This is a genomic window from Sporosarcina sp. ZBG7A (genome assembly GCF_000813425.1).
Lineage (GTDB): Bacteria > Bacillota > Bacilli > Bacillales_A > Planococcaceae > Sporosarcina.
Genome location: NZ_JWIB01000007.1, coordinates 63,481 through 75,683, shown reverse-complemented (window position 1 = coordinate 75,683; position 12,203 = coordinate 63,481). Strand labels below are relative to the sequence as shown.

At 43.0% G+C, this 12,203-nt stretch carries 11 protein-coding genes and 1 other annotated feature; all 11 genes read left to right on the top strand.

Annotated elements, in window-relative coordinates; translation table 11 throughout:
* The first annotated feature begins 5 nt into the window (after nucleotides 1–5).
* Nucleotides 6–1,154, top strand: a complete 1,149-nt coding sequence (locus RL70_RS01835) for a cysteine desulfurase family protein (RefSeq protein ID WP_039041736.1) — start codon at nucleotides 6–8, stop codon at nucleotides 1,152–1,154.
* Nucleotides 1,155–1,177: 23 nt separating this feature from the next.
* Nucleotides 1,178–2,299 (top strand): tRNA 2-thiouridine(34) synthase MnmA, encoded by a 1,122-nt coding sequence (gene mnmA, locus RL70_RS01830; protein WP_052245727.1) that lies wholly within the window; start codon nucleotides 1,178–1,180, stop codon nucleotides 2,297–2,299.
* Between the two features lie 13 nt (nucleotides 2,300–2,312).
* Entirely contained in the window at nucleotides 2,313–2,990 is a 678-nt protein-coding gene (locus tag RL70_RS01825; protein WP_039041735.1) for a lipopolysaccharide assembly protein LapB, read from the top strand.
* Nucleotides 2,991–3,004: 14 nt separating this feature from the next.
* The gene (locus RL70_RS01820) at nucleotides 3,005–5,515 is read left to right on the top strand and encodes an ATP-dependent RecD-like DNA helicase (RefSeq protein ID WP_039041734.1); all 2,511 of its coding nucleotides are present in this window, start codon (nucleotides 3,005–3,007) and stop codon (nucleotides 5,513–5,515) included.
* Nucleotides 5,516–5,558: 43 nt separating this feature from the next.
* Nucleotides 5,559–5,765, top strand: a binding site (T-box leader).
* A gap of 140 nt (nucleotides 5,766–5,905) precedes the next feature.
* Complete coding sequence (gene alaS / locus RL70_RS01815; protein WP_039041733.1) at nucleotides 5,906–8,536, top strand: alanine--tRNA ligase; 2,631 nt, start codon at nucleotides 5,906–5,908, stop codon at nucleotides 8,534–8,536.
* Nucleotides 8,537–8,620: 84 nt separating this feature from the next.
* Nucleotides 8,621–8,893: an IreB family regulatory phosphoprotein gene (locus RL70_RS01810; RefSeq protein WP_039041732.1), complete on the top strand. Its 273-nt coding sequence runs from the start codon at nucleotides 8,621–8,623 to the stop codon at nucleotides 8,891–8,893.
* Nucleotides 8,890–9,309 carry a Holliday junction resolvase RuvX gene (gene ruvX, locus RL70_RS01805; protein WP_039041731.1) on the top strand — a complete coding sequence of 140 codons (420 nt, stop codon included), beginning with the start codon at nucleotides 8,890–8,892 and terminating at the stop codon, nucleotides 9,307–9,309. The genes RL70_RS01810 and ruvX overlap by 4 nt, the downstream gene beginning before the upstream one ends.
* A 9-nt stretch (nucleotides 9,310–9,318) precedes the next feature.
* Nucleotides 9,319–9,615, top strand: coding sequence for a DUF1292 domain-containing protein (locus tag RL70_RS01800; protein ID WP_039041730.1), 297 nt, complete (start codon nucleotides 9,319–9,321; stop codon nucleotides 9,613–9,615).
* Nucleotides 9,616–9,728: 113 nt separating this feature from the next.
* Complete coding sequence (gene mltG, locus RL70_RS01795; RefSeq protein WP_039041729.1) at nucleotides 9,729–10,853, top strand: endolytic transglycosylase MltG; 1,125 nt, start codon at nucleotides 9,729–9,731, stop codon at nucleotides 10,851–10,853.
* Between the two features lie 23 nt (nucleotides 10,854–10,876).
* Nucleotides 10,877–11,515 carry an O-methyltransferase gene (locus tag RL70_RS01790; protein WP_039041728.1) on the top strand — a complete coding sequence of 213 codons (639 nt, stop codon included), beginning with the start codon at nucleotides 10,877–10,879 and terminating at the stop codon, nucleotides 11,513–11,515.
* A gap of 33 nt (nucleotides 11,516–11,548) precedes the next feature.
* Nucleotides 11,549–12,187 carry a uridine kinase gene (gene udk, locus RL70_RS01785; protein ID WP_039041727.1) on the top strand — a complete coding sequence of 213 codons (639 nt, stop codon included), beginning with the start codon at nucleotides 11,549–11,551 and terminating at the stop codon, nucleotides 12,185–12,187.
* Nucleotides 12,188–12,203: the final 16 nt, after the last annotated feature.

Here is a 12,203-nt window from a genome sequence, read left to right as displayed (position 1 = left end):
AAAGCATGAAAACACCTATCTATTTAGATCACGCAGCGACAACACCTATACGGCCAGAAGTCGCAGATATATATATGGAAACGATGCAAACAGTTCCTGGAAACCCTTCCAGTGTACACAGTCATGGGAGAGCTGCGAGAAAGAGTGTGGACGATGCGCGGCAACAACTTGCTCGCTCAATTCATGCTGAACCGAGTGAAATCATTTTAACTTCAGGTGGGACGGAAGCGGATAACTTGGCCGTCACTGGAACTGCAATGAGTAGAAGACATCTCGGAAAACATATTATTACCACGACGATTGAGCACCATGCGGTATTAACAACGTGTGAAGCGCTTGAAAAAAGTGGGTTTGACGTGACGTATTTGCCGGTGGACCGCAATGGGCAAGTGACTGTTCAACAAGTTACTGAAGCACTGCGTGAGGATACAATCCTCGTTACAATCATGTATGGCAATAACGAAGTGGGCACAATTCAACCAATCGGAGAAATAGGCGAACTGTTAAAAGATCATCAAACACTGTTCCATACAGATGCTGTCCAAGCTTATGGAGTTCTTCCTATCAATGTGAACGAGTTACATGTTGACTTATTGTCGGTTTCATCCCACAAAGTGAACGGTCCGAAAGGCGTTGGTTTCCTTTATCAGCGTAAAGGGGTAGACTCCTTTCCAATTATGCATGGAGGTTCACAGGAACGTAAACGTAGGGCGGGAACTGAAAATGTTCCTGCAATCGTTGCATTCGCAAAAGCTGTCCAACTTTCTGCTGATGAACAACTTGAAAATGCGGTACGCTATACGTCGTATCAAACGATTATGAGGGAATCGTTCCAACAGTCGGCGGTAGCATATGAACCGACTATTGAAGAAGGGACGCCAGTGCTTCCACATATTTTCAATGTTTACCTTCCGGGAACAGATATTGAATCTTTGCTCGTCAATTTAGATTTAGAAGGCGTATCCGTGTCCAGCGGTTCTGCTTGTACAGCCGGTTCATTAGAGCCTTCTCACGTTTTGCTTGCGATGTTCGGAGAAAAATCACCACGTCTTAGAAGTTCTGTCCGTTTCAGTTTTGGATATGGTTTATCAGAAGAAGATATACAACAAGCGGCTGAACGGATCGCACTCATCGTCAAACGTACAGTGAAATAACACCTAAAAGGAATGAATGATAAATGAGAATAGATAAAGCAAAAAAAGATACAAGAGTCGTAGTAGGGATGTCAGGTGGCGTAGACTCGTCTGTCGCTGCCTATCTGTTGAAGCAAGAAGGCTATGAAGTCATAGGGATCTTTATGAAAAACTGGGATGACACGGATGAGTTTGGTGTTTGCACAGCAACCGAGGATTACGAAGATGTCATTAGCGTATGTAACCAAATTGGTATTCCTTATTATGCAGTCAATTTTGAACAACAATATTGGGATAAAGTATTTACGTACTTTTTGGATGAATACAAAGCAGGTAGAACGCCGAATCCAGATGTAATGTGTAACAAAGAAATTAAGTTCAAAGCATTTTTAGAGCATGCGATGAATCTTGGGGCAGACTTCCTAGCAACAGGACACTACGCCCGGATTGCTGAAACGGAAGATGGCGTTGCTATGCTTCGTGGTGTAGATACGAATAAGGATCAGACGTATTTCTTGAACCAACTGAACCAAGAACAATTGTCTAAAGTTATGTTTCCAATCGGTGACATGGAAAAGAGTCGTGTTCGTGAAATTGCGGAAGAAGCAGGTCTTGCTACGGCTAAGAAAAAAGACTCTACAGGTATTTGTTTCATTGGGGAAAGAAACTTCAAAGAGTTTCTCTCTAATTATTTACCAGCTCAACAAGGTGATATGAAAACGATGACGGGTGAGAAACAAGGTCGTCACGACGGGTTGATGTATTATACAATCGGACAACGTCACGGTCTTGGTATCGGCGGTTCTGGAGAGCCTTGGTTCGTGATTGGGAAAGATCTTAAATCCAATACATTATTGGTTGGACAAGGCTTCCACCACGATGCGCTCTATTCGGAAAGTTTAACAGCGACTGAAGTGAGTTTCACAACTGCACGGACTTTACCTGAAGAGTTCAAATGCACAGCTAAATTCAGATACCGCCAAGCAGATACGGGTGTCTCTGTTAAAATGACAGGACCGACAACTGCTGAAGTTGTATTTGACACTCCGGTACGTGCAATTACACCAGGTCAAGCTGTCGTCTTTTACGATGGCGATGAATGCCTTGGCGGGGGAACCATCGATACAGTCATTAAAAATGGAAAAACACTCGACTATGTCGGATAAGGGAGAACTAAAAATGGGACACAATGAACAAGCGATAGAAGCATTACAAGCAGGGAACTTTGAAAAAGCAGTGGAAGAATTCATTAAAGCAGCAGAAGAATCTCCTGACGATCCGGTCGGTTATGTAAATGTCGGGAACGTATTCGCATCCATTGGGGATATTGAAAAAGCAGAACCGTTTTTCCAAAAAGCACTCACGCTAGACGGCGAAATGGGAACAGCCTATTACGGGTTAGCCAACCTTTACTTTAACCAAGATCGTTATGACGAAGCAACAACGCTCTACGAAAAAGCAATTTCATGCGGTGTTCAAGAAGCAGACGCCTATTTCATGTTAGGGAAAAGTTTGGAAAGAGCAGAAAAAGGTCGCTTGGCACTACCTTATTTACAAAGGGCGCTTGAACTAGCTCCTGAAGATCTTGAAATTCGCCTGTCTTATGGGATTTTGCTAGCGAACGAAGGTGTCTATGATCTAGCTGAAGACCAATTCAAATCGATCATAGAAGAAGAACCAGAGAACTCTGACGCTCACTTTAACCTAGGGTTCTTATATGCAGTTTCTACAGAAGACAAAGATCAGGCTCTACATCATTTAGAACGTGCATACACGATTGACCCAGAACATGTCCAGGCCAGATATATCTACGACATGATTCAAATGGGGGAAGAAAACGAATCCGCTGACGAGTGAGGTGACGCTAGACTATGGAAAAAACCGATTCAGCAGTTCAAGAAGAACCTTTTTTAATTGGCAGAGCGGTCGTGACGATTTTCCATAACCCTGATAGTTTGTTTACGATTGCTAAACTGAAAGTGCGGAAAACAAATTGTTCGTTTGAAGGAAAAGAAATTGTCGTCAAAGGGAACTTTCCAAAACTATCCGAAGAAGAAGAGTATCGGTTTACGGGGAGACTCATAAATCACGCAACATATGGTCAGCAATTTGATGTAAAAACGTTTCAAAAAGAATTGCCTGCAACTGAAACAGGGTTAATCCACTACCTTTCAGGAGATATGTTTCCTGGGATTGGGCGGAAAACTGCTGAAACGATTATCAACCATCTCGGTCCTGATGCGATTCGTAAGATAATGGAAAACGAAGGTGTCTTGGATGAAATTCCTCGCCTCAACGCGGAAAAGAAAGAGACGCTCGTTTCTGTCCTCCGGGATAATCTCGGCTTGGAACGGACCATCGTCAAATTAAATGAGTGGGGATTTGGACCTCAAGTTGCAATGAGGATTTATCAAACGTATAGGGAAGAGACGATTGAAAAGCTGACTGAGAACCCTTACCGTCTCATTGAAGATGTGGAAGGGGTCGGATTTCAGCGAGCGGACGAACTCGGAAGGCAACTAGGAATTACAGGTACACATACATCGCGGATCCAGGCTGCGATCCTGCATACGATCAATACTGGGATTCTATCGAGTGGTCATGTGTACTTGGAAGCCGTTCAAGTGTTACCGGAAGTCAAACGGTTGTTGGAATCCAGTCAACCTGAGGAAATCCCTTTCAAATTAATATCCACCGCCATAATTGAACTAGTAGAGGAAAGCCGGTTGAGTGCAGAACAGCGTAAACTCTATTTGCCCTCATTGTATTTTTCAGAACTAGGAATCGCTTCGAAAATGGAACGGATTTTGGATCAAGATCGGGAAAATACATTCCCGTCTTCAGAAATGAGAAAAGCAATTGGTGAAACGGAAGAACGTCTAGAAGTCAACTATGCGGAAACGCAAATTGCTGCGATTGAACAAGCCCTCAATTCTCCGGCTATGATATTAACGGGTGGGCCCGGGACCGGTAAAACTACTGTAGTAAGAGGTCTTGTTGAAGTTTACGCAGAGTTACATGGCCTGACACTCGATCCGAAAGAGTACGCGAAAAAAGAAGAGCCATTTCCGATCATTTTGGCGGCTCCTACAGGGCGTGCGGCGAAAAGGCTCTCTGAATCCACTGGACTGCCCGCGATGACGATACATCGACTTCTCGGCTTTACGGGGCAAGAGAAAGAAGAAGAAACCGAGCGAGAAATCAAAGCTAGACTTGTTATTATTGATGAGGCGTCGATGCTCGATACGTGGCTTGCCCATCAGCTTTTGAAAGCAATCGATGATGACGCTCAGATCCTGTTTGTCGGAGACCAGGATCAGCTTCCTTCTGTTGGTCCTGGTCAAGTGTTACGTGACTTTTTAGAGTCAGGAACAATTCCCGTCGTCGAGCTGACTGAAATTTATCGGCAAAGTGCGGGATCTACAATCATTGAACTGGCTCACGCTATCAAAAAGTCCGAACCACTTGGCGATTTGGCGATGAAAACATCAGATCGCTCATTCATCCGTACTGATGCAGACCAAGTAACAACAGTTGTAAGCCAGATTGTTAAAAATGCGTTAACGAAAGGTCAAGCCATTAAAGATATTCAAGTGCTTGCCCCTATGTACAAAGGTCCTGCGGGTATCGATGCGTTAAACACTATGATTCAGGAGATGGTGAATCCAGCTTCTGCAGGTCGCAAGGAAGTCACATTCGGAGATATTATTTACCGAATTGGCGACCGCGTGCTTCAACTCGTCAATCAGCCTGAAAGTAATGTGTTCAATGGTGATATGGGTGAAGTGATTGCAATCTTAAAAGCCAAGGAAACAATCGAGAAAAAAGATCTGATGGTTGTCTCGTTTGATGGGATTGAAGTGACATATGAACGGTCGGATCTGAATCAGCTAACTCTGGCTTACTGTTGTTCTATCCATAAGTCACAGGGTAGTGAATTTCCTACGGTTATCATGCCTGTTGTTCGTAGCCATCGGAAAATGTTACGTCGCAATTTGCTTTACACAGGGATTACTCGAGCCAAAAACTTTCTTATTCTATGTGGTAGTCCAAACGAATTTGCGGAAGGCATCGCCCGGATGGACGAGCGTGAACGGCAGACTACTCTTAAAGAACGGCTGCGCGGTGAAAGCTTGGAGTCTGTTGCATCCGAGTCACCTAAAACTGAGACAACTATCTCTGCTCGAGTAGAATCGCCTAATACATCGGATGCTTTGACTGGTGCATCCACTCAAACAGATCCAGCTGTTGCAACCGCGGAAGTTGTCCAAACCCATAAGGAACTGCCGCATATCCTATCAATTGAAACGATATTAGATGTGGACCCAATGGTGGGGATGAATGGTGAGAGCCCCTATGATTTTATGGGAAGTGTGGATTGACAACACTTTCCGACTTCCTTATAATCCAAGTATAGCTTGAATACAAAACACATTGATGGAGAAAGTATGCATGATGGCGTGTGGAAAGAGAGGTTCCCCTTGGCTGAAAGGGAACTCACACAATGAGTGCTGAAAGCTGCTCCGGAGTGCGGGTGAACCCCGCCGTATGCCGCGTTATGGCAACTCAAGATGCCGGAGTCTACGTTTTCGGCAATGAGGGTGGTACCGCGAATAACACTTCGTCCCTTTCCAGGGGCGGAGTTTTTTTATTTTCAGCTAGGTACATTAATAGTCTCGATGTACCCTTAAGACAAATGCTTTCAGCTGTAATCAATAGAATTACTTGCACCTAATTTTTTATGAAAGCTTATAACCAAGGAGGAATAGATGATGAAATCACTTACAGCATCTGAAATACGTAGTTTATTTTTAGATTACTTTAAAGCAAAAGGGCACAGTGTCGAGCCATCAGCACCACTAGTTCCAATTGACGACGCTTCTCTACTATGGATCAATAGCGGTGTCGCGACGCTTAAGAAATACTTCGATGGACGAGTTGTTCCTGAAAATCCAAGAATCGTCAACGCTCAAAAGTCAATCCGTACGAACGATATCGAAAACGTTGGAAAAACTGCTCGCCATCATACTTTCTTTGAAATGCTCGGTAACTTTTCAATCGGGGACTACTTCAAAGAAGAAGCTATCCTGTATGCATGGGAGTTCCTAACACATCCAGATTGGATTGGGTTCAATCCAGAGTTGCTATCCATCACGATCCATCCTGAAGATGAAGAAGCATACACGATTTGGAAAGATAAAGTCGGCTTACCTGAAGAACGTATTATTCGTCTAGAAGGAAACTTCTGGGATATCGGTGAAGGACCAAGCGGACCGAACTCTGAAATCTTCTACGATCGCGGACCTTCATATGGAGACGACTTCTCTGACCCTGAACTATACCCAGGTGGAGAAAACGACCGCTACTTGGAAATCTGGAACTTAGTGTTCTCGGAATTCAACCATAATCCAGATCATACGTATACACCGCTACCGAAGAAAAACATTGATACAGGAATGGGTCTGGAGCGGATGGCATCTGTATTACAAGAAGTTCCGACTAACTTCGATACGGACCTTTTCTTGCCAATTATTAACGCGGTGGAAAAAGTTTCGGGTGAAACGTATGGTAAAGACGAAATAAAAGATACAGCGTTCAAAGTGATTGCGGATCATATCCGTACAGTTGCGTTTGCTATCGGAGATGGTGCGCTTCCTTCAAATGAAGGCAGAGGATATGTACTCAGACGACTCTTACGTCGTGCCGTTCGATTTGCGAAGCAGCTCGGCATCGATCGTCCATTCATGTATGATCTTGTTCCCGTTGTTGCCGACAAGATGGAAGATTTCTATCCACAAGTAAAAGAAAAACAGGAATTCATCATGAAAGTAGTTAAAAACGAAGAAGATCGATTCCATGAAACATTGGCAGAAGGCATGAGCATGTTAAGTGGAATTCTTGAGAAAGCGAAATCTACAGAACAGCCTACTGTTTCTGGTGCAGACGCATTCCGACTTTATGACACTTACGGATTCCCGTTTGAATTGACGGAAGAATTTGCTGAAGAAGCAGGCGTAGCTGTTGATGAAGCTGGTTTCCATAACGAAATGGAAGCTCAACGGAAGCGTGCAAGAAGCGCTCGACAAGACGTTGACTCCATGCACGTTCAGTCAGGTGTACTTGGCGATATCCATGAGTCAAGTGAATTCATTGGTTATGAGCAACTAGAAAGTGAATCGAAAATTGTTGTCCTCTTAAAAGATGGTGAAATTGTTGAGCGTGCAACAATAGAAGACGAAATTCAATTCATTCTTGACCGAACTCCGTTTTATGCAGAAAGTGGGGGTCAAATCGCAGATAAAGGGATGATTGCAAATGATTCATTTTCTGCGGAGGTGTTGTCTGTTAAAAAAGCGCCAAATGGCCAGCATTTGCATACAGCGATTGTCCGTTCAGGTGAAGTGACACCCGTGACGTTTGTACGTGCACAAGTAAATAAGCCTGATCGCGCCCTTACTGTGAAAAATCATACGGCAACACACTTATTGCACAAAGCTTTGAAAACAGTACTGGGAGAGCATGTCAACCAAGCAGGTTCTTATGTAGGACCAGATCGCCTTCGTTTTGACTTCTCGCACTTCGGGCAAGTTACAAAAGAAGAGCTAGAACAAGTCGAACAGATCGTGAACGAAAAGATTTGGGAAGATATCGCGGTTTCAATTGAACAAAAAGGGATAGAAGAAGCGAAGGAAATGGGCGCAATGGCGTTGTTTGGAGAAAAATATGGCGACGTTGTGCGCGTAGTATCGGTCGGGGACTACTCACTAGAGTTATGTGGTGGATGTCACGTACATTCAAGTGGCGAAATCGGCGTCTTCAAAATCGAATCCGAGAGCGGTATCGGAGCAGGAACTCGACGCATTGAAGCGGTGACAGCAAAACAAGCGTATCGTTCATTTAAGGAAGAGGAAGCAATTTTAATTGAAGCTTCATCACTGATGAAGTCCAATCCGAAAGAGCTTGCAACAAAAACGGCATCTTTCCTTGGTGATTTCAAAGATTTGCAACGTGAAAATGATTCATTATCTGCAAAACTAGGGAATAGCCAGTTGACGGATGTGTTAGCAAACGCAAAACAGATTGACGATATGACAGTCATAGCTGCACGTGTCGATACAAAAGATAATAATGCACTGCGTCAAATGATTGATGAGCTAAAACAAAAGATAGAAAAAGGTGTGATTGTTTTAGGTGCGGCTTCTGAGGGAAAAGTTATGCTTGCGGCAGGAGTTACCGAAGACTTGAAAGGTGAACAGCATGCAGGGGAAATTGTTAGCCATGTGGCGTCATTATGCGGTGGTAAAGGCGGGGGCCGTCCAGATATGGCAATGGCTGGAGCAAAAGACGTCTCAAAACTTGATGAAGCGCTACTTTCCGTGTATGATTATGTCAAATCTGTTTAACTGAATCCGGCTTCCAAGTTTGTGGCTTGTGAGGGTCATAGTATTGGTTAGCCGATCGGACAAATTGAAAGCGGGGTGTCGATTGTGAATTCATATGACAAAACGATGAAGTTCAATTTTCCTGAGGAATCGATGGAGCAAGAGGTCAAACAGGTGATGCTCCACGTGTACAAGGCTTTAGAGGAAAAAGGATACAACCCCATTAATCAGCTTGTGGGCTACTTGCTCTCAGGTGATCCTGCTTATATCCCACGCCATGAGGATGCACGTAATATGGTCCGTAAATTGGAGCGGGATGAAATTTTGGAGGAACTCGTGAAGTTCTATATCCGTGAAAACGGAGGCAGTAAGAAGTGAGAGCGATGGGCTTAGATGTAGGATCTAAAACAGTCGGCGTCGCAGTTAGCGATGCCATGGGTTGGACAGCTCAAGGAATTGAAACTGTCCAAATTGACGAAGAATCGGGTAATTTAGGTATGAAACGTATAAAAGAACTTGTTAAAGAGTATAACGTCAGTTCTTTTGTTGTCGGTCATCCTAAAAACATGAATAACTCGATTGGTCCTCGAGCAGAGGCTTCTGAGAGATACGCCCAGTTGCTAGAAGAAAAATTTAATATGCCTGCAATCCTTTGGGATGAACGGATGACTACAATGGCCGCAGAACGGATGTTAATCGAAGCGGACGTAAGTCGTAAAAAACGAAAGACTGTTATTGATAAGATGGCAGCAGTCATGATTCTTCAAGGATATCTTGACTCAAAAACTACATGAGGTGATCAAATGGAACACGGTATGGAAACAATGACAATTGTAGATGAAAAAGGACAAGAACATGTATGTGAGGTAATCTTCACATTCGAATCAGAAGACTATGGTAAATCATATGTGCTTTATCACGTACTTGGTGATGAGCCTGAAAATGAGGATGAAGAAATTGAAATCTTTGCTTCAAGCTTTGTCCCTTCAGAAGACGGTGAAGATGGGGATCTAATGCCTGTTGAGTCTGACGAAGAATGGGAAATGATCGAAGAAGTTTTCGGTACTTTCTTGGACGAGCAAGACGAAGACGACGAGTAAGCCATATGCGCACGTACGGAACGGTGCACACCGTTCCGTTTTTTTCATTGCAGACGATTGGTTGCTTTAAGTCAGCAGGCCAGTGATACAACGAGAAAGAGGTGACCTTCCATATGGCGAAGGGTTCAAAAAAAGAAGTGATGTTTGAACGCATGCAAGAACAGAAGAAGGAAGTTAAAGTCGTACGCAAAATTGTTTTTTGGATAGCGATTGCATTGATTCTACTTGTTGCAGTGGGTGGGTTCTTCACTTATCGATACATAAAAAGTGCCCTGGAGCCAATAGATCCTGACTCCGAAAAAACGGTGGAAGTGGAAGTTCCTATTGGTTCAGGGTTAGATACAATCTCTCAAATTCTTGAGGATAAAGGTCTTATTAAAAATGCGAAAATCTTCAAGTATTATGCCAAAGTGAACAACGAATCAGACTTTCAAGCAGGAACATATGGTTTGTCTACTTCTATGACGCCTGATGAACTTTTAAAAAGTTTAAAAACAGGAAAAGTTTACCGCACACCTGTATTTACAATGACGATTCCTGAAGGACTAACGGTCGAGCAAATAGGTGAACGGGTTGCAGCGAAAACAACTGTAACAAAAGAAGAGTTTATAGCCTATATTGATTCCGACGAGACGATTACGAATTTGCAAGCTTTATATCCAGAGGTTATTACCGATGAAGTGAAAAATGAAAACATTCGTCATCCGTTGGAAGGCTATCTATTCCCGGCCACCTATCCATTTTACGAGGAAGAGCCTACTGTACAGACGGTAGTTGAGACGCTGATTGACGGAACGCGTGCAAATGTTACACCTTATTTAGCTTCACTTGAGGAAAACAAGAAATCAGTCCATTGGTTACTTACTTTCGCATCGTTGCTAGAACGTGAAGCAACAGCCCAAGCGGATCGCCAAACCATAGCGAGTGTCTTTTATAATCGACTGGAAGAAGGCATGCCTTTACAAACGGATCCAACCGTTTTATATTCTCTAGGCGAACATAAAGATAAAGTCTCGCTCAAAGATTTAGAAGTAAAGAATGCATACAACACCTATCAGAACAAAGGACTACCACCTGGTCCGATCGCAGCTCCAGGAGCAGAATCGATTGAAGCGGTAATAGACCCTTCTGATACTTCTTATTTTTATTTTCTGGCAGATAAAACTGGTAAAAATCACTTTGCTAAAACATATGATGAGCACTTGAAGTTAAAAGCGGAGTATATTGATGGCAAGTAAAATAGCAGGATGGAGTTTGTATTATGTCAAATTATGAAACGTACCGGTTAAACTTCGAAAAGGAAGTGGATCCGATTGTCAAAGAAATGGAAAAGGATGCCGAAGAGCATTTTGTTCCTATCATGGAGCGCAGTGGAATTGACACGTTTATCGGTTTGTTAAGTATTCAGAAGCCCTCGACCCTGTTGGAAATTGGGAGTGCAATCGGCTATTCTGCGATTCGTCTTGCGCAAGCAAATCCTGGAATGCATATTTCCACCATTGAGAGGGACGATGAACGGCATGCAAAAGCAGTTCACTACATTAACCGTGCCGAGCTGAATGACCGGATTTCGTTGTTTAAGGATGATGCACTGACGTTCGATACAGCTTTGCTTCCATTTGAATACTTTGATGCTTGTTTCATCGATGCAGCTAAAGGGCAATACAAACGCTTCTTTGAAAAGTATGAACCTCTCGTCAAGGCGGGTGGTGTCATTTACTGTGATAATATGTTTATGCATGGAATGGTATTTTTAGAAGATCAGGATGTGCCGAAACGCAATCGCACGATGATTCGAAATTTAAAAGCATTTACAGAGTGGGTAATGGACAACCCTGCGTATGAAACTTCCTTACTTCCTGTAGGAGATGGAATTTTAATCGCTCGTAAAAACTTATAAAGTTGCATCAGCTACAGAGGAGGAATTAGTAAGATGGGAACGCAAAAACCCTTAATTATCGGTATCGCAGGAGGCTCGGGGTCAGGGAAAACCAGTGTAACAAAAAAGATTCATCAAGTTTTTCAAGATCATTCTGTAGTCGTAATAGAACAAGACTTTTACTATAAGGATCAGTCACATTTAGAATTTGAAGAGCGCCTTGCTACGAATTACGACCATCCACTTGCTTTTGATACGGATTTGTTAATAGATGATTTAGAAAAACTTCTTATTCGGCAGTCGATTGACAAGCCAGTATACGACTATGCGCTGCATACGCGTTCAAGTGAAACAATTGCGATTGAACCTAAAGATGTGATTATCCTAGAGGGTATCTTAATTTTGGAAGATAAACGGTTAAGAAATCTAATGGACATTAAATTATTTGTCGATACGGACGCTGACTTGAGGATTATTAGAAGAATTTTACGAGATATTAACGATCGAGGTAGAACTATTGAATCCGTCATCGATCAGTACATGAGTGTCGTTCGCCCGATGCACAACCAGTTCATCGAACCTACCAAGCGTTATGCGGACATTATCATTCCTGAAGGCGGTCATAATGAAGTCGCAATTGACTTAATGGTAACGAAAATAAAAACAATTCTTGATTCTGGTAATGATTTGTAATATGATGTTGTCAGAT